This is a genomic window from Haliscomenobacter sp. (genome assembly GCF_965225875.1).
Taxonomy (GTDB): Bacteria; Bacteroidota; Bacteroidia; order Chitinophagales; family Saprospiraceae; genus Haliscomenobacter.
This window is the reverse complement of sequence record NZ_CBDDBS010000002.1, coordinates 2725027-2749545: the sequence shown is the minus strand read 5'-3', so window position 1 is coordinate 2749545 and position 24519 is coordinate 2725027. Positions and strand designations below refer to the sequence as shown.

General features: G+C 47.5%; 22 protein-coding genes. 11 read left to right on the top strand and 11 right to left on the bottom strand.

Annotated features, from left to right (window positions below):
• The 8 genes from ACO08K_RS13625 to ACO08K_RS13590 form a co-directional block, all read right to left on the bottom strand.
• Nucleotides 1-570, bottom strand: a complete 570-nt coding sequence (locus ACO08K_RS13625) for a class I SAM-dependent methyltransferase (RefSeq protein WP_421796956.1) — start codon at nt 568-570, stop codon at nt 1-3.
• A complete protein-coding gene (locus ACO08K_RS13620; protein ID WP_421796955.1) occupies nt 567-1541 on the bottom strand; it encodes a hypothetical protein in 975 nt (324 codons plus the stop codon). The genes ACO08K_RS13625 and ACO08K_RS13620 overlap by 4 nt, the downstream gene beginning before the upstream one ends.
• Nucleotides 1529-2797 (bottom strand): polysaccharide ABC transporter ATP-binding protein, encoded by a 1269-nt coding sequence (locus ACO08K_RS13615; RefSeq protein WP_421796954.1) that lies wholly within the window; start codon nt 2795-2797, stop codon nt 1529-1531. The genes ACO08K_RS13620 and ACO08K_RS13615 overlap by 13 nt, the downstream gene beginning before the upstream one ends.
• 21 nt (nt 2798-2818) lie before the next feature.
• Entirely contained in the window at nt 2819-3754 is a 936-nt protein-coding gene (locus ACO08K_RS13610; protein ID WP_421796953.1) for a Gfo/Idh/MocA family protein, read from the bottom strand.
• Entirely contained in the window at nt 3751-4344 is a 594-nt protein-coding gene (locus ACO08K_RS13605; protein WP_421796952.1) for an acyltransferase, read from the bottom strand. Before ACO08K_RS13605 ends, ACO08K_RS13610 begins: the two co-directional genes overlap by 4 nt.
• A complete protein-coding gene (locus tag ACO08K_RS13600; protein ID WP_421796951.1) occupies nt 4341-5633 on the bottom strand; it encodes a nucleotide sugar dehydrogenase in 1293 nt (430 codons plus the stop codon). Before ACO08K_RS13600 ends, ACO08K_RS13605 begins: the two co-directional genes overlap by 4 nt.
• Before the next feature lie 23 nt (nt 5634-5656).
• Nucleotides 5657-6484, bottom strand: a complete 828-nt coding sequence (locus ACO08K_RS13595) for an ABC transporter permease (RefSeq protein WP_421796950.1) — start codon at nt 6482-6484, stop codon at nt 5657-5659.
• 878 nt (nt 6485-7362) lie between these two features.
• Complete coding sequence (locus ACO08K_RS13590; RefSeq protein ID WP_421796949.1) at nt 7363-7677, bottom strand: hypothetical protein; 315 nt, start codon at nt 7675-7677, stop codon at nt 7363-7365.
• Between ACO08K_RS13590 and ACO08K_RS13585 the strand changes: the two genes are divergently transcribed.
• The gene (locus ACO08K_RS13585) at nt 7670-8113 is read left to right on the top strand and encodes a T9SS type A sorting domain-containing protein (RefSeq protein ID WP_421796948.1); all 444 of its coding nucleotides are present in this window, start codon (nt 7670-7672) and stop codon (nt 8111-8113) included. The genes ACO08K_RS13590 and ACO08K_RS13585 overlap by 8 nt on opposite strands.
• A 367-nt stretch (nt 8114-8480) precedes the next feature.
• Here ACO08K_RS13585 and ACO08K_RS13580 read toward each other — a convergent pair whose 3' ends face one another.
• A complete protein-coding gene (locus tag ACO08K_RS13580; RefSeq protein ID WP_421796947.1) occupies nt 8481-8810 on the bottom strand; it encodes a helix-turn-helix domain-containing protein in 330 nt (109 codons plus the stop codon).
• A gap of 127 nt (nt 8811-8937) precedes the next feature.
• Here ACO08K_RS13580 and ACO08K_RS13575 point away from each other — a divergent pair, with 127 nt between their 5' ends.
• The 3 genes from ACO08K_RS13575 to ACO08K_RS13565 all read left to right on the top strand — a co-directional run bounded on the left by ACO08K_RS13575 (nt 8938) and on the right by ACO08K_RS13565 (nt 10503).
• On the top strand, nt 8938-9480 hold the full coding sequence (locus ACO08K_RS13575) for a hypothetical protein (RefSeq protein WP_421796946.1): 543 nt from the start codon (nt 8938-8940) through the stop codon (nt 9478-9480).
• Nucleotides 9481-9542: 62 nt separating this feature from the next.
• Nucleotides 9543-9953: a hypothetical protein gene (locus tag ACO08K_RS13570; protein WP_421796945.1), complete on the top strand. Its 411-nt coding sequence runs from the start codon at nt 9543-9545 to the stop codon at nt 9951-9953.
• A gap of 298 nt (nt 9954-10251) precedes the next feature.
• Entirely contained in the window at nt 10252-10503 is a 252-nt protein-coding gene (locus ACO08K_RS13565; protein ID WP_421796944.1) for a hypothetical protein, read from the top strand.
• Nucleotides 10504-10673: 170 nt separating this feature from the next.
• Here the strand turns inward: ACO08K_RS13565 and ACO08K_RS13560 are convergent, their stop codons facing one another.
• Nucleotides 10674-12947, bottom strand: a complete 2274-nt coding sequence (locus tag ACO08K_RS13560) for a DUF5916 domain-containing protein (protein ID WP_421796943.1) — start codon at nt 12945-12947, stop codon at nt 10674-10676.
• 560 nt (nt 12948-13507) lie between these two features.
• On the opposite strand from ACO08K_RS13560, the gene ACO08K_RS13555 reads away from it, so the two are divergent.
• The 5 genes from ACO08K_RS13555 to rny all read left to right on the top strand — a co-directional run bounded on the left by ACO08K_RS13555 (nt 13508) and on the right by rny (nt 19592).
• Entirely contained in the window at nt 13508-14362 is an 855-nt protein-coding gene (locus ACO08K_RS13555; protein ID WP_421796942.1) for a carboxypeptidase-like regulatory domain-containing protein, read from the top strand.
• A 295-nt stretch (nt 14363-14657) separates the two neighbouring features.
• A complete protein-coding gene (pheT, locus tag ACO08K_RS13550; RefSeq protein WP_421796941.1) occupies nt 14658-17126 on the top strand; it encodes a phenylalanine--tRNA ligase subunit beta in 2469 nt (822 codons plus the stop codon).
• A 158-nt stretch (nt 17127-17284) separates the two neighbouring features.
• On the top strand, nt 17285-17581 hold the full coding sequence (locus ACO08K_RS13545) for a hypothetical protein (protein WP_421796940.1): 297 nt from the start codon (nt 17285-17287) through the stop codon (nt 17579-17581).
• Between the two features lie 7 nt (nt 17582-17588).
• Nucleotides 17589-17882, top strand: coding sequence for a cell division protein ZapA (locus ACO08K_RS13540; RefSeq protein ID WP_421796939.1), 294 nt, complete (start codon nt 17589-17591; stop codon nt 17880-17882).
• A gap of 27 nt (nt 17883-17909) precedes the next feature.
• Nucleotides 17910-19592, top strand: a complete 1683-nt coding sequence (rny, locus tag ACO08K_RS13535; protein ID WP_421796938.1) for a ribonuclease Y — start codon at nt 17910-17912, stop codon at nt 19590-19592.
• A 192-nt stretch (nt 19593-19784) separates the two neighbouring features.
• Here rny and ACO08K_RS13530 read toward each other — a convergent pair whose 3' ends face one another.
• Entirely contained in the window at nt 19785-21995 is a 2211-nt protein-coding gene (locus ACO08K_RS13530; protein ID WP_421796937.1) for a S9 family peptidase, read from the bottom strand.
• A gap of 601 nt (nt 21996-22596) precedes the next feature.
• Here ACO08K_RS13530 and ACO08K_RS13525 point away from each other — a divergent pair.
• The gene (locus ACO08K_RS13525) at nt 22597-23448 is read left to right on the top strand and encodes a universal stress protein (protein WP_421796936.1); all 852 of its coding nucleotides are present in this window, start codon (nt 22597-22599) and stop codon (nt 23446-23448) included.
• 107 nt (nt 23449-23555) lie between these two features.
• Nucleotides 23556-24518, top strand: a complete 963-nt coding sequence (locus ACO08K_RS13520; protein ID WP_421796935.1) for a histone deacetylase family protein — start codon at nt 23556-23558, stop codon at nt 24516-24518.
• The last annotated feature ends 1 nt before the right edge of the window (nt 24519 follow it).

The following is a 24519-nucleotide window of genomic DNA, read 5'->3' as shown; positions in this document are numbered from 1 at the left end:
TTATTTTTTATTTGTACAAATGAATACAAAATGATATTGATTATCAGGGTAAAATGTAGAAATTATTTGATCGATTTGGCCAAAAGTATAAACAGTATTGAATTTACTTTTACAGAAAGCAAGTAGCTCATTGAAAGTGAGCTCGCGAATGTGCTCTTGTTTTCTGTTTTCTGTAGGAGGGGGATCAATTTTTCTTACTGTAGAAATAAATAGCGTACCATTTTTTGAAATTAAGTCATGCAAATCATTCATCAATTGATTTTGATCTGATTCACCCATATGCTCAATTACTTCAAAGCAAGTAATTACATCATAGGTATGCTTTTTAAGCTCATTAAGGTTCTGACATACATCTAAACCCTGAGGTGAGTAATCATCAGGGTATACATCAAAGGATGTAACGTTATTAAATTTTTCCTTGAGCACTAAAGAGCCATAGCCTGAACCACAGCCAAAGTCCAATACTTTGTCTTCTGGGCTATTCATAACTCGATTTACAAAGTTGTATCTTGCTAAACTAACAAGAGTATCAACTACCCCCAAGGAGTAAGAGATTTCTAATCGTTTCATATCTGCTTTAGATGGTTTTCGATTTCTTCAAAATTAAAGGCATATTTGAATTCATGGCGTGTACCTAGCCCTTGTTTAAATTGCTGAGTAATTTCAATATTGCCAATTGATCTGCTGCCTTTATAAATTATTAATACCGGAGTATTAGTGTATTCACCAAGATATACAGACCCTGAATGTTGGCTTATTATGAGTTTGCTGTTGCAACATTTTTCAAGAATAAGGGAATTATCCGCGATCAATAGAACCTCTACGTTATCAAAGGAAGAAAAATTAACTTCACAAAAAACCGGATGCCCAATCACGTATACTTTATCGAAGAACTTAGAAGCGCATTTGGAAACTTCAAAATAATCCCAAGCCTCACCATTGTTTTTTAATTGAACTAGAGTTTGGCTGGGGAAATTAGCATTCCATTTTCTAGGGAAAATCACAACAGAGTTTTCTTCATTTGTTTTGTACGTTTTTGAAAGGTCATAAACTTTTATAAATCTATTTCTTAGCACCCACCATCTAAAAAAATAAAAATAATATTCATGATTTTCATTGTTCCAATATGGAGATAGAGCCTGCTTTGATTTTGTGATAAATTCACGTGTTAAAGCTTTTACATCATTGGGTACATCTGCACTATTACAACTTGGGGCTCTTTCCGCGTAGAAATCTCTTATTGAGATATATTTATCAACAGTTGGATCGCCATTCTCGTCAATAAAAAATGGTGTGTGAATTTCTAACCCACAAAAATGTATTTTTACTCCTTTCGAATGTAAATAAGAAATAAATGGAAGATTATGACCTAATAAATGGCCGAACTCTCCTGTAAATGGTCCATATGCACATTTTTTTAAAATCATAGTTGTTAAAAACAGCCACCATGCATTCAATTCCCATTTAACACGAGTATGTGCGGTTTCAATAAAGTATAAAACACTTTTGGCGATCTTTTTTAATATATCTATCCCTCCCATAGTACATTATTTAAAAGGAAGTTTCCGAAAGGCCTGTCTAACCAATGTATGAGGCTATTATTTTTTACCTCAAATATTGGATATTCCAGCAAAACATCAAAAGATAGACCTCCTGAATATGGTGATAGGCCAATATCTGCGTAGTATTTTCCAGGTGCAAAATAATTTTCTTTTATATAAAGATTTATAGTGTTTTCTCCTTCATTAAGTTGTTTTTTGAACATTTTGTCATAAGAAGAAAAAGAAGTAACGACAGCTCTTTCTTGATTCTTAATTATTAGGTTAACTAATACATCTTCAATTGGCGCCACTGCTTCAATTATAAATTGGATTTTAATATCTTCATTTATATTGAACACAGCAGTTTCTTGTTGGCATTTTAAATGCTTAAAAGTCGCTATGGGGTTCCTGTTGTCTCTTCTATAAAATTCAAGAGTATTAGTTTTTTCTACGCTTTTAGGATGCTGGTTTAAATAGATATCCAAAATAGCTCTTGTATTTCCTAAACCGATAATTTTTCCTTCCCTCAAGAAAATAGCTTGATTGGTAAGTTGAGAGATGGCAGAAATATTATGGCTCACAAACAACACTGTTCTCCCCTCATTTTTACTCACCTCCTCCATTTTCCCCAAACACTTCTTCTGAAATTCAGTATCTCCTACAGCCAATACCTCATCAACTACCAAAATTTCCGGCTCCAGGTGTGCTGCTACTGCAAATGCTAAACGTACATACATTCCTGAAGAGTAGCGCTTTACGGGCGTATCCAAAAATTGTTCTACCCCTGCAAAATCTACTATTTCATCAAATTTCTTTTTGATTTCATTTCTAGTCATACCCAAAATAGCACCATTCAAAAAAATGTTTTCTCGTCCGGTCAATTCCGGGTGAAACCCAGTTCCAACCTCTAGCAGACTTGCCACCCGCCCATGTATTTCTATACGGCCAGTAGAAGGTTCGGTAATGCGGCTTAAAATTTTCAGTAGAGTACTTTTCCCTGCGCCATTTCGCCCAATAATTCCTACCCTATCTCCTCTTTTGATTTCAAAATCAAGATCTTTAATCGCCCAAAACTCTTCAATTTCGTCCCCGGCAAGCAATTGCTGCCCACTTAGTACTTGACGGGTTTTCTGAAGTACACCTTTTGCATTGCGTACCAGCACATCTCTTAAAGCTGTATAGCGCTCACCCTCACTTTGGTGGCCAATGAGGTATTTTTTGCCTAGACCTTCTGCTTTGATTACTACATCTTGCATACTAAAATACTCTTTCTTTTATCAAAGGATCAAAGGATGAAATTCATCTACTGCTCCGATCGGAGATGAATTCCTAATGTCATGTACAATCTGAATAGCTGTTCTTGCCTCCTCCAATCCAAATCCTCCGCCATTCAAAACACTCTTGTAACTCAGCGTATGCAGTTCATTAAAACCTTCACTGAATTCATACTCTTCTCCTTCAATAGTAAGCGAACGGTAAGTACGGCCTCCTTTGGCTTTTACATCGGCAGGGAGGGTATCGGCATTGATACTCAAAAACCAACGTACCCTAGCTCTCTCAAATTCCAAATAGCCTGCGGCAGTGTCCGCATTATGAATGTGCACTATATTTTGTTTAACATCCCCAAAAATCCAGTGCAACATATCGTAAAAATGCACTCCAATGTTCGTAGCGATTCCCCCTGATTTGCTTACATCTCCTTTCCAACTGATCTGGTACCATTTACCCCGTGAAGTAATATAAGCCAGATCTACGTCATAAATTTTATCCTTGGGGCCATTATCAATTTTATCTTTTAAGGCAATTACACTTTCATGCAAGCGTAGTTGCAAGATATTGTAAACTTTGTGTCCGGTTTCTTTTTCTATCTCTTGAAGCCCATCAATGTTCCATGGATTCAATACGATGGGTTTTTCACAAATTACATCTGCCCCTTGACGCAAGCCAAAGCGGATATGGGCATCGTGTAGGTAATTGGGAGAGCACACACTCACATAATCCAGTCGAGTTCCCTGGCGCTTGAGTTTTTCAATATGTCGATCAAAACGTTCAAATTCAACAAAAAAATCAGCATCTGGGAAATGGCTATCGATTACACCTACACAATCATGTTTGTCCAACGCAGCAATCAACTTGTTTCCTGTATCTTTGATGGCTTTCATATGGCGTGGAGCAACAAAGCCAGCTGCACCGATCAGGGCAAAGTTTTTCATAAGGCGGTATTTATTTTTTCCACTCGATCTATAATTATGCGATACCTTTCGCCACTACCCGGGCAAATTGCCTCATCATTTTCAAAATGAAGTCGTTCGCCATGTTCGCTCATCCAACCAATCTGGCGTGCGGGCACCCCTACCAGAAGCGCGTAAGCAGGGACATCCCGATTCACTAGCGCGCCAGCTCCGATAAAGGCATGATGCCCAAGTTCTATTCCACATACAATGGTGGCATTGGCACCAATGGTGCAACCTCTTCCTACCAGGGTACGCAGGTATTCTCCTTTCCGATTCACCGCACTGCGTGGGTTATACACGTTGGTGAAGACCATGGAAGGGCCAAGGAAAACGTCATCTTCACAGATCACGCCAGTATATAGTGATACATTGTTCTGAATTTTGGCGTTGTTGCCAATGAGCACTCCATCCGCCACAAATACATTTTGCCCCAAGCTACAATTTTCGCCAATTATTGCTTTGGGCATAACGTGGCAAAAATGCCATATTTTGGTTCCAGCACCAATGCGGGCACCTTCGTCAATACATGCGGAAGGATGCGCATAATATGTTGTTGTTTCCTGGTTCATAAAGTCCAATAGGTAGTAGCTAAAGACTTACAGTGGGGATATAGTCCTTTTAAATCAAATAAAATCAATCCATTGCGAGAAATAGATTGAAAATATTCAAATGAGAGTGCCTTGTATTGTTGATGAGCTACTGCCACAAGAATGGCATCATAATCTTTGCTCGTTCCCTCACTTAATGATAGCTGGTATTCATGAGCAACTTCATTGGGCGAAGCACAAGGGTCAACAATATGGACATGAATGGAATAAGTCATGAGTTCCTTGACCAAGTCTACCACCTTTGAGTTGCGTATATCAGCTACATCTTCTTTAAAGGTAATTCCCATTACGAGCACTTTGCTAGTGCTTGGGTTTTTGCCTTTTTGCAATAAGGTTTGTACAAGATTTTTCGCAACCCAAACTGGCATTGAGTCGTTTATTCTGCGCCCTGCAGCAATCACCTGTGGCTCGATACCCAGTTGGCGTGCCTTGTGCAATAGGTAATAAGGATCTACCCCTATACAATGCCCTCCCACTAATCCAGGAGCATAGCGATGAAAATTCCATTTTGTACCAGCAGCAGCTAAAACTGCGTTGGTATCGATGTCCATTTTGTCAAAAATTATGGCCAACTCGTTGACCAATGAAATATTCAGGTCGCGCTGGATGTTTTCGATCACTTTGGCGGCTTCGGCCACTTTGATGGTGGATGCTTCATAAATTCCGGCATCAATGATACGGCCATATACCCGGGAGATAGTAGACAAAGTTTCATCATCGCAGCCAGAAACTATCTTTAGGATATTGGGCAGTGTACGGGTTTTATCACCTGGATTGATACGTTCAGGAGAATATCCGATTTTAAAATCCTGCACAACTTTGAGCCCGCTGTGTTCCTCCAAAATTGGGGCACAATCCTCTTCTGTACAACCGGGATAGACTGTTGATTCAAACACTACATAATCACCCGGCTTAAGTGCTTTTCCAACACTTAGGGAAGCTCGTTGCAAGGGAATCAGATTGGGCACTTTATGTTCATCTATATCAGTTGGAACAGCAACAATAAAAAAATGAGCCTGCTCAAGGTCTGTGGCATTAGCTGTAAATGTTATATCAACATTTTGAAATGCAGTTGAATCCAATTCACGAGTAGGGTCAATACCCTTTTGCATCAAAGCAATTCGCTCCTGATTGATGTCAAAACCAATTACCCGAAAATGTTTGGCCATTTCTAGTGCCAAGGGTAAACCTACGTAGCCCAGACCGACCACGGCGATTAACTTTTCTTTTTGAATTAATTCAGTAAACAATGGGTATAATTTGATGATGAAACTCAAATCAAGTCCGCAAAACTCTTCTCCATTCGCCTAAACTGGGTCACCCCCCACCACAAGAACAAGGCTGTTACTCCTATACTTAGGTAAAATCCCGGCCAGTATACCAAACTATCCGATCCCAGAATACACCAACGAAACCCATCGATCACTCCCACCATGGGATTGAAACTGTACACCAAGCGCCACTCATCGGGTACGACACTGGTGCTGAACCCTACGGGTGAAACGTACAAACCAAATTGTACGATAAAAGGGATGATGTAGCGAAAATCGCGGTATTTGACATTGAGTGCAGTCATGAGTAGCCCAGGCCCTAGACTGGCCAACAGGGCCAGTATCATGAACAGCGGTAAAAGCAGGATGTTCCAGCTTGGCGCGTATTGGTAGTAGATCATCATACCCACCAGGAGTACAAAGCTGATCAAAAAATCGACAAAAGCGGTTACCACCGCAGCCGTAGGCACAATCAGCCTTGGAAAATACACTTTGCTGATCAAATTGGAATTGCCGATCAGGCTATTGGAAGCTTCGCTAAGGGAGGTGGCAAACAGAGTCCAAGGCAGCATTCCTGCAAACACCAACAAGGCGTAAGGTGCATCGCCCTCGCTGGGCAACTGTGCTACCCGCCCAAACACGACGGTAAAAACGACCATGGTGAGGAAAGGGCGGATAACCGCCCAGGCCACCCCAATCACGGTTTGTTTGTAGCGTACGGAAACATCCCGCCAGGCCAGTATGAAAAACAATTCCCGATAGCGCCAAAGGTCGCGCCAGTAATTTTTTTCGGCTCGGCCAGCTTCAAGAATGGTGATGTGTTCAGACATATTGGGGAATGACGAATTTTTCGAGTGGCGAATGACGAATGGGGTCTTGAGCTTGAGATTTTCCCCAGCGCGCAGGCCTATTTACTTCAATAACATTTTTAGTAGGATACGTTAAGACGGCTTCGCCGCCGAAAAGTCGCAGTGCTTTTCAGAATCGTTACCGCGGGTGCGGCAATAGTGGGTAAAAACAAAAACCGACGCGAACATAGTGGATTTTTTTTAAACCGTGGTAGTTTTTTAACGTAAACTTTGGGGAGTGATGAATTTTCCGAATGACGAATGGGAGCGTTGTGGTAGTGAGGAGTGATGAACGATGAGTGATGAACGATGAGTGATGAATGCTTGCCTGGGGCTTGGCAATTGTCTTTGCGCTGGCTCCGGGGCTTTCCAAAAACTCAACATTTTTAGCTAAGGACAGGGCAATCCTTTCACGCCCATCCATGCGGTATCTATTCACACCCAAAGCTTGAGCACTTTGTGTTTTGGGCCTTTTCCACCCCTTCCCTCGCCGCTGCGCCTATCCTTGCCACTCTGGGCACTGCTTCATTTTTTTTGCTGCTGCTTAGTTGACAAGATCCCGGTGCGCTTTTATTTATTTGCCCGAAAATGAAGTGGCTGTATATGGCTGATTTGTGACAAGCATGCGGCATTGGATGAAAAGTAGTAGGCATATTGACAAAATTATACGTAAATTAGGATAGATGAAGGGGTTAGTGTATTTTTGTATTGAATTTATCGTGCAGAAAAAAAAATACAATGAAAACTCTTTTACCAATTTTTCTTTTCTTGCCATTCAATATCTTGATTGGCCAAACATTGACAATTAGCGGTCATCCATTCAGCTACCGAATTAATTCCCCTTCAACAATTACTTTAACTTATTCACTTACGGGGGCTCCCGGTAATAGTTGGCTTATTACACCTACTTGTACTGGTTGTGCAAGTGGCCCAATACCAGCAACTGCTTCCATCGATGGTACCGCAAGCACACAATTCAGTTTCACTACTCCCACCTCGGGTAGCGCCAACCTAGTTTTTGGGGGCACAGCTACAAAAGGATCAACAACAATAACTGCAACTAGCCAAACTACACTTGATATAGAGCTGATTTCATTTGAAGCAAAGCAAGAAGACTCTGGAGTCATTTTAATATGGAAAGTTGCATCCGAAACCAATAACGACTTCATGGCCATCGAAAGAAGTTTTGATGGGGAGCTGTTCTCAGAAGTTGGTCAAGTTAAAGGAAGAGGTACTACTCTAATTCCTTTCACCTACAGTTTTGTAGATTATTCAGCTAGTGAAGGGGTGAACTATTATCGGTTACGTCAAGTAGATTTTGATAAATCTATCCAGTACTCCAAAGTCATCGCCATCAATGCTCCCGGCAGCAATGATATTTTTGCTTTCCCCAATCCGGCGAAAGACAAAATCACCCTGCAGTACGACTACAGCAAGGGGGCGGGCAACATTCAGTTGTACGATGCACTGGGCCGCAGGATCAATGCGAGCATTGCGGGCTACGCGGGCAATTACGAAGTAAAACTGCCGGAGGGTTTGGCCAAAGGCACTTACTGGTTGAAAGTAGAACGCGGCGGGCAGGTGCAGACGGTTCCCGTGGTGAAAGAGTGATTTTTTTGAGTGACGAGTTTAGCGTCTTATTCCAACACAACTAGGCATTACCTCAATTGCCTGATAATCAAATCGCCTGAAAAACATGAGTCATCCCGAATTTTCAAATAATTCACAAACGACATAATTTTCACAAAGAAAACACAAAGAAAACACAAAGAGGCACAGAGGACACAAAGTTAGACGTAGACGACGCTTCGCTTTGTGTCCTTTGTGTCCTCTTTTTTTCCTTTGTGATAAAAAAATGTCGCTTTGGTAGTCTTTCTGAAAAAATTCGGGATGACTCATCTTTTTTTATGCCATGAAAGCCCCGCCAGGGGCCATTGCGGTGCTCCCCGTAAAAGGCCCGGCAAGATTGGCCCGCGCCTCATTTTTTTTTCTGGATCAAGTCTTTCAGCGCTTCCATTTCGGTGCGCAGGCCATTGAGTTCCGTTTTGATGGCCTGGAGTTCGTTCAGGATTTTGTCGCCCCGTTCACCTTCCCCCCACAGCTGGAGGGGATCGATGCCGTGTTCCTGTTCCAGCAGCTCGACGATGCGGCGGAAGGTTTTTTCGTTGCCGCCGCTCAGGGCCAGGCTCACTACCCCTGGAGCCAGTCCAAGCTGCTTAGCCAGGTCTCTTTGGCTCATGCCAAGGGTTTTGAGGGCACCTTTTACACGCAGGAAAACCTGAGGGTCTGGATCAGTAGGTAGCGACATAATATAATTTTGGTCTAAAATTTTAAAATTAAATTCTAATTCCTTACCTTTGTCATCAGCATAGGAACTGATCCGAAAAGTAGCATTTTATTCACTGATTCCACCCTGGGTGGTCAAAAATTCCTGTATGAATACGGTAGCAAAGAAGTATCAGTCAGTGCCTATGCGCCCCCCCGCTCCACAAAATCCACGGAATCCGCGAGCGGTCTTGTTGTTAATCCTGCTGGGTAGTTGTATCTTGGCGGTACTGGCTGCCTGGAACGGCGCTGGTTTTTTGGACCAGGATGAAGGGGGGGATTTAAAATTGTCGGCTGCGCGCGAGGGGCAGTTGCAAGAGCGTTTGCAGCGATTGCAGCGTTGCGAGCAATACGTGTTGCGGGCCAAGTTCAGCCGCTTTTACCCCTGTTACAGTTGTGGAGCGGACACGCTGATTTTTTTGCGGGCGGGAGAAGTTTGGAAATACGGCATCACCATCCAGGGCAAAAAGGGGCGCTACCCCAACACCTGGATGACGGGAATGGGCTTGAGTTACCGGGTGCAGTACCGGGGCAGCATCCAGGCCTGTTTGCGCCAGGAAACCTTAAAAATATACCAATATGCTTTGTTGCCGGAAAACACCCAACGGGCAGTGCCCTTGATTCGGCCTCCGGGCAACAAAGTGGACTTGTAGGCCCACTGAAAAAAATGAATGCTCAATTTAATTGTTTCAGTGTGCCATAAACCTTGAAGATCATGTTGTACACAGCTTTTGTCGTTTCCAGCATCACGGAAGACAATTCCATTGGGGACAAAATCGACGCCAACAATGTGCAGTGGATGGAGCAGTTGTTGAATGCCCGCTTGCAGTTGGCGGCCTATGGCCCGGGGCTAAAGGGCATTGGGGTGGTGTTTTTGGGCACGGCCCCGGAAGCGGATGGCATTCACGAGGAGGAGATCCGTTTTGATGCGGCCAGCGGGGAGGCTTACCTGCAGCTGCGTTTGCCTTACGCGGTACTGGAGCAGGCCAGCGAGGCGGAGGTGCGGGGGCTGATGGCGCGGCGCTATGTGGAGGGTTTGCGGGATTTGGCTGGGGTAGGGGGAGCGGCGGATTTTGATTGGGAGCGGCTGTTGGGGGATGTGGAGAGAGAGATGAGAGAGGAATGATGAAAAGTGAAAAGTTGGGAATGACGTTTTTCGAGTTACGAATGGGTTTGGGAATGACGAATTTTTCGAGTTACGAATGGGTTTGGGGATTATTGCTGATTATAAGTTACCAAAGCAACAGGATAGCAACACGGATGCCACGGATGCCACGGATTAGAACTGATTTTCTTCCGCCTGCGGCGGGTAGGATAGCAGTGTGGATATTGATGAGCTAAAGCGACAGGATGGCAACACGGATGCCACGGATACCACGGATAAAAACTGATTTTCTTCCGCCTGCGGCGGGTAGGATAGCAGTGTGGATATTGATGAGCTAAAGCGACATGATGGCAGTGTGGATATTGATGAGCTAAAGCGACATGATGGCAGTGTGGATATTGATGAGCTAAAGCGACATGATGGCAACACGGATACCACGGATGCCACGGATAAAAACGGATTTTCTTCCGCCTGCGGCGGAAAAGGACAAGCCGAAGGCGAGTCAAAATCCGTTCTAATCCGTGGTATCCGTGGCATCCGTGGTATCCGTGTTGCCATCATGTCGCTTTAGCCAAAATCCGTGGCATCCCTGGCATCCGTGTTGCCATCATGTCGCTTTAGCCAATATCCGTGGTATCCCTGGCATCCCTGGCATCCGTGTTGCTATCCTGTCGCCCTTGGTAAAAAGGAGGCGAAGCCTCAAAGAGCTGGATTTGATTCGTGTTGGCAAGTGATGAATTTTTACAAATTCAACCAATACGTCACCTTCAGCACCAGCGCCCGGTTTTTGACCTGTGGCCCCTGAAAAAACTGGTCGGTAAAATAATTGTCGGTATACACCAAAAACACATCCGATACGGGGCGGAAGCGCCATTGCAAACGGCTGTTGATGTTAACGTTGTTGGCCTGGGTGTTGTACTGCAAAAAGGTGCTGAAAAACACGCTGCGGCTAAATGACAACTCCGCCCGCGGCCCGATCAGCCAAAAACTGGCGCTGTTGAAGGGGGCGGGCAAATGGATGTCGTTGTAGGCGTAGGTCATCGCAAACACGCCGTAGGGTTGCCAGCGGTACACCAGCTCGCCGTTGAGGCGGAAGATGTTGCCGTTGAAATATTGGCCCGTGCCTACATTGAGTTCGTAGGAAAAAGGTTTGCGGAAGTCCGAAATGTAGCTCACACTCGCCGAGTGGTACGTGTAATCCGTGCCGGCGGGCAGGACCTCGCCCCCGGAATTGGTGGGGTCGAAGGGAAAATAGAGGTAAGTGTATTCCTGTCCGGCGTTGATTTCCAGGGAGGAGTTACCCGGGAATTCCATAAAATAAGTCAGCTGGTGGCTGCGGTCGGTCAACTGGTAGCCGGGGGCATTGTAGGTCAGGGTATTTTGCAGGTTGAAGCCAGTGACGTTGACCTTTTTGGCCCAGCTCTCCTTGCGCGGAAAGATGTTCATTTTGGTGATGTTGAACATCGAAAACTGCCCGGGGCGCGGCACAAAACCCACATCGGCCCGGTAGTCCCGACCCAGGTATTGCAAACCCGAAAGCACCGACCATTTGCGGGTGGAATGCCCCAAAAACGCGGCTGCTGACTGGGCGTCGGCGTTGCTTTGTTGGCCCGAGAAGGAGCGGTGGTAATAAAACTCGCCTTCCCACTTGTTGTCTTTGGAATAAAGGTTGTACTCCAGGCCCGCTACCCGGTTGTAAGCGCCGGGGTTGTGCTGGATTTTTTCCTGATCATCTACCCGGAAGTTTTCCTTGTTGACAAAAATGGCGCTGATGGCCGAACGTTCAAACACCTTGCGCTGCAAAACCCCCACGGTGTAATTGGCCGGGCCTTGTTTGAGGGCGCGCACCTGCCCCGTTTGCATGTTGAGCAGGCCGATGCGCCAGTTTTTATCCAGTTTGCCACTCAGGCGCATCCCGGCTTTGATGGGTACGTTGAGGTTGCGCGTGACGGAAATGGTGTCGCCCTCGGTGGTCACCTTGCGGATGCGGCCATTGGCCAAACCCACCCGACGGCTGAAAAAGGGCCGGCTATCCGGGAACCCAAAACGCCCGAACAAGTCTTCATTTTCCAAAAAGAATTGCCGCCTCTCGGGGAAAAACAGCTCGAAGCGGCTCAGGTTGGTGATCTGGCGATCCACGTCCACCTGGGAAAAATCGGGGTTGAGGGTCAGGTCCAGGTTGAGTGAAGGGGTAATGGCGATTTTGGCGTCGCCCCCGATGTTGAGTTTGTTTTCGGTGGGGATTTTGAATTCAAAATCCTTCTCCGTGCGCCCGATGATGTAGGGAATCACCGACACGTTGGCGCCGGGCTGCGGCGGGGCATCTTCCCAAAGGAGCGAGCCGGTGAAGGCTAGATTGACGGGTAAAAAAGCGCGGGGTACCGGCGACCAGGTGGAAGCCTCGTTTTGTTTGAGGCCAAAACGTACAAAATTGATGCGCCAGGCATTTTGCCCACTGACCTGCCGGTAGCGCAGGGTTTTGAAGGGGATGGCAATTTCCACCACCCAGCGGTCGGTATGGTTCTGGATTTCAGAGTACCATTTGTTGTCCCAATCGATGGTGAGGTTGCCTCCGTTGTCGATCAAACCTTCCCGTTGTACATTAAAAGGTGTGACCGCAAAGTGGAAGCCATTGAGTTTGTCGCTGAAGGGATCGATGTTGACGGCAAAAACGTCGCTGGTGCCACTTTGAAAATCGCGCTTGAGGGAAGTGGTGATGTAGTCGGCCTGGTTTTGGTACAAGACCGCGCCAACGTAGAGGAAGTTTTGGTCAAAAGTGAGGCGGATTTCTGATTTCAAATTGGCCGCAGAGGTATCAAAGGGGAAGTTTTGGAAAAAGTCTTTGGCGACCTGGGCGCTTTGCCAGTCGGCTTCGTCCAGGGCACCATCCAGGCGGATGACTTCTTTGGATTTGCGGATGGACAGTTGGTGTGGTTCAGCTGGAACCGGGGCCTGGCTGTAAAGGATTTGAGTCAGCAGGAGGATTAGCCCACTGAGCAGGCAGGTGATTTTCATGCCAAATGATGGTTAGGACTGATTGTTAATGGGGGCAAATTTGCGGATTAAATGTTTGCAAAACAAAAGATGGGGATGAAGAGCGGGAAATTGAGGCTGAAAGGAGCGTTTTGGAGATTTATGGGCATTAAAATAGGAGGAGTGCCGAATTGCTTACAGCAGTACAAGAGCGACATTTTTTTATCACAGAGGAAAAAAAGAGGACACCAAGGACACCAAGTTAGACGTAGAGGTTGAACCAGCAATAGCGCAATGTTTTGGGTTGATTTGGAAATGCTTAGTTTTACGGAATACTTGTGCCAGCGGGTCGATTGGTTCTAAATTGAGCGCTGATTTCAACCCCGAAGGGGTGACATTATTATAGCAAAATAACCGTGTTTATTTCATGAAGAGAAACCCTGAAGGGGTGGCATTATGAAATAAACACGGCGAGGGTACAGTCAAATAATGTCACCCCTTCGGGGTTCAAATACATCTTCTTACCATTTTTTCTATAATCATGTCACCCCTTCGGGGTTTTTAGGTACATCATGATGCCATGTTTGCTAAAGATTCGCTGTATGTATAAATTATGTTCCCTTCTGATCTGTTTTTGGCTGGTTTTGCCCCTCCCCGCCCAAACGATCCAATCCACGGTACTCAACTTCAACACCCGTGAACCCATCCCCTTTGTCAACATCGGCATCCTGGGTAAAAACCACGGAACAGTCAGCGACGACGCGGGCAAATTCAGCCTGGAGGTACCCAAAGCTGGCTGGAGCAGCAGCGATACCCTCCGCTTTTCGGCCATCGGGTATCAATCGGTAGATCTTGTACTGCTCCATGAACCCGAGTTGCCCCCATCCATCTACCTCAAACCCATCACCCTGACCCTGCCCACGGTGGTCGTCAATCCCAAAAAATTCAAACGCCCCAAAGTTTTAGGCCATCGCAACAACTCGGCAAAAATGGTATTCTTTTTTCAGTCCAATCGCCTGGGCACTGAGCTATGCAACCGGATTGAAGTAAAAAAGGGCAGTTATTACCTGAAAAAAGCGCATTTCAACATCGCTCAAAACAAATTTGGGCCATTGTTTTTCCGTGTGCATGTGTACGAAAACGCAGGCGGGAAACCTGGCAAAAATTTATTACCCAAGGAACTGATCATCTCTTCCGAGCTCAAAAGTGGCACGCTCAGTGTGGATTTAGCGCCCTACAACCTGGTGCTCGACGCTGATTTTTTCATCGGCCTCGAATGGGTCAAAACCTTGAACAAGGGCAACATCAGCAAGGACTTGCAGTTTTGTATTGGCTTGGGGCAGGACGGTGGAATTTTTACCAAAACCACGAGCCAGGCTCCCTGGAAGGAACAAAGCCAGCAGAAGTTTGGATTTAGGGCGCATTTGGGGTTTTATGTGGAGGGGGCGGCGGAGTGATTTTAAGTATGCTGTAACTATTTATCAGCCGCCTGCGGCGGAATTTTTCACCACAAAGGCACAAAGGCACAAAGACACAACATTTTAGAGCTGAATGCCTTTGTGCCTTTGTGGTGAAAAAAATTGAATATAAAATCCACCGCAGGTGGATGGGTGCTAAATAGTTACAATATGCTTTATGATTTCAGCGCTAACAACCAGGAACTAATTCCCCCTCCCCAGCATTGATCTTACCAAACATACTAAAAATCCAAAACAATCCCCCTATCTTTGCGCCCAAATACGACAGCGAAACATGAAGGTTTCTCTCAACTGGTTGAAGCAATACCTGAATCTGGACGGCCTCAGCCCCGAAAAAGTCGGCGAAATATTGACCGACATAGGATTGGAAGTAGAAAGCATCGAACGTACCGAAAGCATCAAAGGAGGACTGGCGGGTGTAGTGGTAGGCCACGTGGTAGAACGTGAAAAACACCCCAACGCCGACAAACTTTCTGTGACCAAAGTCGACATCGGTACGGGCAGCTTGCTCAATATCGTTTGTGGTGCGCCCAATGTGGCTGCGGGCCAAAAAGTACTGGTTGCCACCGTTGGTACCACCTTGTACCCCACCGAAGGCGAGCCCATCACATTGAAAAAAGGCAAAATCCGCGGCGAAGACTCCGAAGGCATGATCTGCGCCGAAGACGAACTCGGCCTGGGCCACGACCACGCGGGCATCATGGTGCTGCCTGAAGATACCCCCGTGGGGCAATCCGCCAAAGACTATTTCCAACTCGAAGAAGACCACCTCATCGAGATAGGCCTCACCCCCAACCGCTCCGACGCCACCAACCACCTGGGTGTAGCGCGCGACCTGGCGGCGGCCCTCAAAATCAACTACGGCCACACCGGTCTGGTTTGTGTACCCGAGGTTGAAAAATTCAAAGTAGACAATCACAGCTTGCCCGTAGCGGTGAGCGTGGAAAATACCGAGGCCTGCCCGCGCTACAGCGGTGTAGTCATCAAAGGCATCACCGTGGGCGAGTCGCCCGATTGGTTGAAGCGCCGTCTGCAAGCCGTGGACGTGCGCCCGATCAACAACATCGTGGACGTCACCAACTTTGTACTCCACGAACTAGGCCAACCCCTGCACGCTTTCGACCTGGACGAAATCAAAGGCCGCCAAATCATCGTCAAAACCCTGCCTGCGGGTAGCAAATTCCTGTCCCTGGACGAGGTAGAACGCACCCTGCACGCCGAAGACCTGATGATTTGTGATGGTGACTCCACGGGCATGTGTATCGGTGGGGTATTTGGTGGACTCAACTCCGGGGTCAAAGACAGTACCGTCAACATCTTCCTCGAAGCCGCCCATTTCAGCCCGACTTACATTCGCCGCAGCAGCATGCGCCACAACCTGCGCACCGATGCCGCGAAGGTATTTGAAAAAGGCAGTGACCCGAATGTTACCGTTTTTGCCCTCAAACGCGCCGCCCTCTTGATGCAGGAACTGGCCGGAGGTGAAATCGCGTCCGAGCTCATCGACCTCTACCCAAATCCCGTAGCACCGCGTGAAATCACGGTGAAATACAGCTACGTGAATGGCATTTTGGGCGTAGCCCTCAGCCCGGCGGAGATCGAGGAAATCCTCGTCGCCCAAGGCATGAGCATCCTGGCTTCGGATGAACAAAGCTTCACCGTGGCCGTGCCCACCAACAAAGCTGACGTGCTGCGCCCTTCCGACATTGCCGAAGAAGTGCTGCGTATTTACGGCTTCAACCGGGTGGAGATTTCCGAAAAATTCAGCATTTCTGCCGCTTTGGCGCCCAATCCGGATCCCAGTCTGGTGCGCAATGCCATCGGCGACTTTTTGGCTGCCGCAGGTTTCAACGAAATCATGGCGGTATCCCTGTCCCAATCGCGTTATTACCGCCAGGCCCTCAAGAGCATTGCCGACGAGGAACTGGTGTACATCAACAATACCTCCAACGCGCAGTTGGACATCATGCGCCCGGACATGCTGATCAGCGGTCTGGAAGCCATCGTGCACAACCAAAACCGCCAACAAACCCGTTTGCGTTTGTTCGAATTTGGCAAGGTATACCGTTTCAAAGGCGAAGGCGCCATTGATGAAAAGGCACAACTCAGCTTGTTCCTGAGCGGGGATCGCTACGGCAAATCCTGGCTGATGAAGTCGCCATTTGAAGGGGCCAGCAACAAAACGCCTTACTTCACACTCAAGGGCTACGTGCAAAACATCCTTTCCCGCCTCGGTTACGAAGGCTACCAGGAAACGGTATTGGAAAACGACGAGCGTTTTGCTTACGGCTTGACTTACCACCGCGGCCAGCAGGTTTTGGCTACTTTTGGGCGGGTCAGTGGCCAGATGGTCAAAGAATTGGGCGTGCGCAACGAAGTTTATGCCGCTGTTTTTGAATGGGAAAAACTGTTGAAAAGCCTGAGAAAACAGAACGTAACCTATCAGGAAGTCAGCAAATTCCCGGCGACCAGCAGAGATTTGGCGCTGATTATTGAAAATTCTGTTAAATTTAGCGATATTGCGGCAATTGCCCGCAAAGTGGGTAAAAAATTGATCAAGGACATTACCCTTTTTGACGTGTACGAGAACGCGCAACAACTCGGCGAAGGAAAACGATCCTATGCTGTTAGTTACTGGTTCGAAGACGCCGAAAAAACCCTCGAAGACAAAGAGGTGGACAAGGTAATGAACCAATTGATCAACGAATACGAAACTAAACTAGGCGCCCTAATCCGGCGTTGATACTAAATGCCAGCGTATTTACGTTGAGCAGCCAGTAAAAGTTGAAAAGTTGAAGAGTTGAAAAGTTTGAGCTACCGCAGCGACTTAGGTACTGCCTTCCTTAAACCCTTCAACATTACAACTCTTCAACTAATTTTGAATTTTGTGATGATCCTAAGATGAACGCATCTGAACAATTTGAACGCATCGAAATCAAAGTCCGCCAATTATTGACTCTGGTCAAACAATTGCGCCGCGACAATGGAGGTTTGCAGGAAGAAAACCGCGAACTCAAAACGCATATCGCCCAGCGAGATGCCGCTATTCGTGTGTTACAAACTCAGGTGGAGCGCGCTGAGCAGGAACTGGTAAAGCTGCGCCGTGAGGAAACCGAGCAATCGGATAAGTTTAAAGAGCAAATCGATCAGTACGTTAAGGAGATCGACAAGCGCATTGAGTTGTTGGCCAACAATTGACTATAGCATGGAGGGGCAAGAGGAAACGAAGAACATTACGGTTGTAGTTGCCGGACGTCCATATCCCTTGAAAATCAGGGTAGAAGACGAGGCTTCTCTTCGCAAGATAGTCAAGGAAGTCAACGAAAAGATCAATCGTTTTCAACTGACATACACGCATAAAGACAAGCAAGACTGCCTGTCCATGGCGCTTTTGACCTACGCTGTTGATCTGCACAAAACCCAACTCGCCACCGCTCAGGAAGCCCATCTCTCGGCCAAACTTTCCCACCTGGAAGCTCTCTTGGATCAGGAAGTATAATATTTAAAAAACGGAAAAAACGACTTTATGGAAATTGGAATAGGCGCCGTTATCGGATTAGTCATTGGTGCAGTAGTGGGATATTTTTTGGTTCAATTTTTCTTGAATAAATCCAAGCAGCAGAAAATAGAAGAACTCAATTCCCAAGCTGACTTACAGATTAAAGAAGCCCGTTTATCGGCCAAACGAATTGTCGACGAAGCAGAAACCAAAGCGGAGAAAATCGTCAATCAAGCGGAGAGCAAAAACGAACGCATCAAACAAAATAAAATTCAGGAGGCCAAAGACCATTTTGCCAAACTGAAGTCCGACTTTGATAGCCGCAAGACCCAACAATTGGTAGAAATGAAAGAGCGCGAGATGGAAATCAAAGCGCTCGAATCAGAATTCAAGGCCAAAGAAGAAAAAATCGAAGATCGCCAGCGTGCGCTGGAACAGCAAAAATCTGAGTTCGACCAAAAAGAAGCCGAAACCGCTGCCATCCGTGAGAACCTGGAAAAGCAGTTGAAAATTGTGGCCAAAAAACGGGAAGAACTGGATCAGGCCAACGAAATCCGCATCAAGGAACTGGAGATCATCTCCCGCTTGAGCGAGCAGGAAGCCAAAGAGCAGCTGCTGGATGCCGTACGCGCCAAGGCCCAAACCGATGCGATGTCGATCGTCAAAGAATCCATCGAGCAGGCCAAAATGGATGCGAACAAGGAGGCGAAAAAAATCGTCATCCAAACCATCCAGCGCATGTGTGCGGAATACACCATCGAAAACACCGTTTCGGTTTTCCACCTGGAATCGGACGATATGAAAGGCCAGATCATCGGTCGGGAAGGGCGAAACATCCGGGCCCTGGAAGCGGCCACTGGTGCTGAAATTGTAGTAGACGATACCCCCGAGGCCATCGTGATCTCCAGCTTTGACCCCATCCGCCGCGAAGTAGCGCGTTTGGCCCTCAAAAAACTGGTCGCCGACGGCCGGATCCACCCTGCCCGCATCGAAGAGGTAGTGGCCAAAACCCGCAAACAACTCGATGAGCAGATTGTAGAGATTGGGGAAAAAACCGTAATCGACCTCGATTTGCACGGCCTTGACCCTTACCTGGTGAAAATGGTGGGACGGATGCGTTTCCGCTCTTCCTACGGTCAGAACCTGATCAAACACTCCATCGAAACTGCCAACCTCTGCGCCATCATGGCCGCCGAATTGGGCCTCAACCCCAAACAGGTCAAACTGGCCAAACGGGCGGGTTTGCTCCACGACATTGGTAAGGTAGCAGAAGAGGAATCTGAATTGAGCCACGCCATCCTCGGGATGCAGTTGTGCGAAAAATACAAGGAACACCCCGCGGTAATCAACGCTGTTGGTGCCCACCACGATGAAATTGAAATGAACAACATCATTTCACCCATCGTACAGGCTTGTGACGCCATCTCTGGCGCGCGCCCAGGTGCCCGCCGCGAAATCCTGGAAAGTTACCTCAAACGCATCGGTGAGCTCGAAGAGCTGGCAATGGCGCACGAGGGTGTCACCAAAGCTTTCGCCATGCAGGCTGGCCGCGAATTGCGCGTCATCGTAGAAAGTGAAAAAGTAACCGACCAATATGCCGACGACCTGGCCTTTATGATCTCACAAAAGATCCAGGACGAAATGCAGTATCCTGGACAGATCAAAGTGACGGTGATCCGGGAGAAGCGGGCGGTGGCTTTCGCGAGATAAAATAGGGAATTTATACTCGATTATAATGAATTTTGGGAAGCGCCTGTTTGGGAAACTGAGCAGGCGCTTGTTTTTTCTAAAGTGTTTCTTGAGTGCCTTAGGATTCTTAGGTGGTGAAAAAAAACTGCAAGCACATTTTTTCACCACCTAAGAATCCTAAGGCACCATAGAAACACCTCAGTAGGGATGCCCTTACGGCCTCACCACCCGATCCACACCCCCCGGAGGGCAATTCTCCTTCAAAAACTGGGTAAAGAGCGTCGCCAAATGCTTGGACGTCCCTTCGCCCTCATAAATCCCGTGCGAGCGATTCGGGTAGGCCATTAGCTGGAATAGCTTGTTGTGTTTGACCAGTTCATTGATCAACCGTTCGGCGCCTTGGTAATGCACATTGTCGTCGCCAGTACCGTGGATGTAGAGCAACTTGCCTTTGAGGTTTTTGGCGTAGGTGATTGGGGAACCCTTCACAAAGTCCTCCATGTTTTCCTGCGGCAGGCCCATGTAGCGTTCCTGGTAAATGTTGTCGTAGCAGAGCTGATCCGCTACGGCGGCAATGGAGATGCCGGTCTTATAAATTTCCGGGTGTTGGAACAGCAGGTTCAGCGTCGCACTGCCGCCGCCGCTCCAGCCCCATACCGCTACGCGGGAGGTATCGATGTAGTTCCATTTAAAAATCTCCTTGGCGCCCATGGCCTGATCGTGGATGTTGATGAGGCCGATTTTGCGGTAAATCGATTTGCGCCATTCGCGGCCTTTGGGTGCGGGTGTACCCCGGTTGTCGAGCGAGATGTAGAAGTAGCCATCCTCCGACATATTGCCCTGGTACATGTTGGCAAAGCCCATGCCCCAGGAGTTTTTTACGGTTTGGCCGGCTGGTTCGGTATACACATGAAACACCACGGGGTATTTTTTCTGTGGGTCAAAATTTTTGGGTTTCACCATCCAGCCGTCCATCGTGACCCCATCTACGGTAGTAACCTGGAAAAACTCCACTTTAGGACTGCTGGCCTCGGTTTTAGGCGCATCGGGTTTGGCCTTGATGGGTTTGCAATCGGGGAGGGTAACCCAGTCACTTTGTGGGCGGGTATTCACGTTGGAAAAGCGCTGCTGCGCAAAACGGCCACTCGGCGCAAACGTGTAACCATAAGTTCCCTGCGTATTGGCGGGGGAGAGGCGCTCCGCTTTGCCACTGCCGTCCAGATTGACTTTGTAGAGGTATTTTTCGGTGGCATTGTCTGGTGAGGCCAGGAAATAAATGGCTTTGTTTTTTTCATCAATCATCCCTGGATCAATCACATCGTAAGCCCCTGCGGTGAGAAGTTTTTCCTGTTTGCCATCCCGGCTGATGCGGTAATAATGCCGCCAGCCGTCTTTTTCGGTGAGCCACAAAAAGGCTGCACCACCTTCGATCCAGTCCCAGCTTTGATCCGCGTCCATTTGTACATCCACCCAGGCGGCGTCTTTTTCTTCCCAAATGGATTTGGCGGTGCCGGTGGTGGTATTGCACAAGAAAATCTTGTTGACTTGTTGCTTGCGGTCCAGTTGTTGCAGGATGATCTCGGAAGAGTTAGCGGCCCAATCCATGCGGGGAATGTAGTGTTGTCGATTGTCGCCGGGTACATTCATCCAGCGGGTAGCGCCACCTTTCGCCGATACGATGCCAATCTTGCAGGCCGAGGGTGTCTCGCCCACCTTGGGGTATTCCACGGGCACGGTGAAGGAATAAATCGAATCGGTGTTGTTGATCATCAGGAAGTACTTCACGTTGCTGGCGTCGATTTGCCAGTAGGCGATGTTGTTGCCATCGGGGCTCCAGCGGAAGCCATCGCGACAACCAAATTCTTCTTCGTAGGCCCAGTCGAAGGTGCCATTGATGATTTTGTCGGTACCGTCCTTGGTCAGTTGGGTGACTTTGTTGTCGGCCAGGGTTTGGACGTACAGGTTGTGTTTGCTCACAAAGGCCACCTTGCTGCCATCGGGCGAAAACTTGGCGAACATCAGCGAAGAAACGGGCAGCTTGGGACCCAGTTGGAACAGGGTCTTCTTGTCCAGATCCAGTACCCAATAATCACCTCGGGTATCGGTGCGCCAAACCCGAACGGAATTGGTGTAGATCAGCACTTTACGGTTGTCCGCGGAGGGGCGGATGGAACGCAGGCGCAATGGCTCGGTTTTGCCCGCAGGGGTGAGCATGGCCGTGGTCGCAATCACCGTACGGGTTTGTTCGGGCAGGGTGTATTGTACTATTTCTCCTTTTTCGGGCGTCCAGTAGGAGTTGCCGTCTTTGATCCATTGGTTTCCGCCGCCTTGGGCGAAGAGTGTAATGCTGCTCAGGAGCAACAACAGAACGAATGATGTACTGTGCGGGTGAACAGTAGCAATCCAGAATTTTAATTTGTTCATATACCTGACAATTTTGGGAAAGTTAAAAGTAAAAAATCGGGAATGGATACGCAAGTTTCCAAAAACTGCCGGGTGGACTCATTTGGTCGACGAAGGGCGAGCAAGGTTTTAGGCAGGAGCTACCGGAGGTATAAAAAAAAGAGCATCCTCCGAGAGGATGCTCCAAGATTCCCTAAAATCACCCGAATTATTAATCAATAATAGCGATTAACTGCCACAAATAAAGGGGTTTTGGAATGGTGGGCTGATGACTTTTATCATGTAAACGCTTTGATTTTTGTCAAAAAACGTAACTATTTAGCAGCCGCCTGCGGCGGAATTTTTTACCACAAAGGCACAAAGGCACAAAGGCACAAAGACACAACATTTTAGAGCTTAATGTCTTTGTGTCTTTGTGTCTTTGTGGTAAAAAAAATTGAATATAAAATCCACCGTAGGTGGATGGGCGCTAAATAGTTACCAAAAAACTTAAATAATGTGAAAATGGAAGAACGGGAGCATTTTTGTAAAGTCACCCTTGGCCTCTGACATAACTCATTGAAGTCGGAACAGATATTGAGCTTTTTTGCAAGAACTAAGTATCAGTTTACAATCAATGATCATGAGCCAAGTAAAAAAAATACTGTTCCCGACCGATTTTTCGCCTACTGCGCAAAATGCATTCAAACATTGTTTGATCCTGGCGGATTATTACCAGGCGAAAATAGAAGTACTGCATGTGGTATTCCCTGAATACGCCGCAATGGATGTTCCGGTGGTATCCATGGCGACTACCCGCGAAAAAGTGGATGCCGCCGTACCGGTGATGCACTCTTTTCTGGAATTGGGCCTATCCCAAGCCCAGGCTTTCTATACCTTTCAAGCCATCCCCAGGGTAGAGGAAAAAGTGGAAATCGGTATTGCCGTAGGCACCATCGTCAAAATGGCCAACGAGCACGATGCAGACTTGATCATGATGGGTACCAAAGGTTCACACAATACGCTGGAGAAAGCCTTCGGAAGTGTTTCGACGGGGGTCATTGAGCAGGCCAAATGCCCGGTGATGCTGATTCCTGAGTTTGCGCAATGGAAACCCACCCATATTGTAGCTTATGCCACCGATTTATCGGAATCTGATCCTTATCATTTCTGGAAGGCTGCCGAAATGTTGACCCCTTTCCACCCCCTTTTGCACGTAATCAACATCCACAAGGGCGATGCGCATGATCAAATAGCCATTGACGAATTGAAAAAAATCTTCAGCAACAATACCCCGGCCGTAAAAATTTCCTTTCACCAGGAAAAACACGATTCCATAACCGATGGCCTGGAAGTATTCGTCGACAACTACGGGGTTGACCTGCTCGTGATGTACTCGCCTCACCGCTCCTGGGTCGAGCGTTGGTTTCACCACAGCCAAACCCGGGACGTGGCATTTACGACGCGGATTCCGTTGCTGGTAATTAAGAGTTGAGGGGTTGAGAAGTTGAGAAGTTGAGAGAGGCCCTGCGTCTAAGCCGCTGGGGCAGCCTCAACTTCTCAACCCCTCAACTTCTCAACTTTTCACTCTATCTTTAAGGCATGAAATTACTGTACAACCGCATTTGTCAGCGCCACGATACCGGAATGCACCCGGAGAACAAAAAACGCCTGGAGGTATTTTCAGATATTCCCGAAACGGAGTTCCCCAACGGCGAGCAATACCTGGAACTGGTTCATGATCCTGCCTACATCAATCAGGTGCGGGAGGCTGCCCATTTGGGGGTGCATCTCGATCCCGACACTGTTGTTTCGGAGGGAAGTTACACCGCTGCTTGTCATGCGGTAGGGGCGACCATTTTAGCCATGCAAAACCAGGATTTTGCCCTGGTGCGCCCACCCGGTCACCATGCTTATCGGGATCGGGCCAGTGGTTTTTGTTTGTTCAACAACGTAGCCATTGCTGCTCAGTTGGCGGTTAACGAGGGCAAAAGAGTCCTGATTTGTGACTTCGACGGCCACCTGGGTGATGGCACTTCGGATATTTTTTACCAGACGGACCAGGTCATGTACTGGTCGATGCACCAATACCCCGCTTTCCCCGGGCATGGTTTTGTCAATGAATTGGGGGAGGAAAAAGGTTTGGGATATACGCTGAACATGCCACTGCCGCCGGGCAGCGCCGACGATATTTTTATGGACGCCTTTGGTCATTTTTTGCCACTGGCCGAACAATTTCAGCCCGATGTGGTGGCCATTTCTGCAGGCTTTGATGCCCATCAATACGACTTGCTGCTTGATTTAAAAGTGACAACCAATTCCTATTACCAGATCGGGCAATTGCTCCGGGAGCGTTTTTCGCATATTTTTGCGACCTTAGAGGGTGGTTACAATATCCCCGAGTTGCAAAAATGTGTATACGCGTTTGAAGCAGGTGTTAATGGAATCCCTTTGCCTCCACCCTGTGAAGAAGTGCGCAGCACCTCGGGTATGCGCGTGTGGGAAACGTACGAGATGTACCTGCACGGCACTTTGGGGAAGTTGAAAAAACACTGGAAGGTTTAAC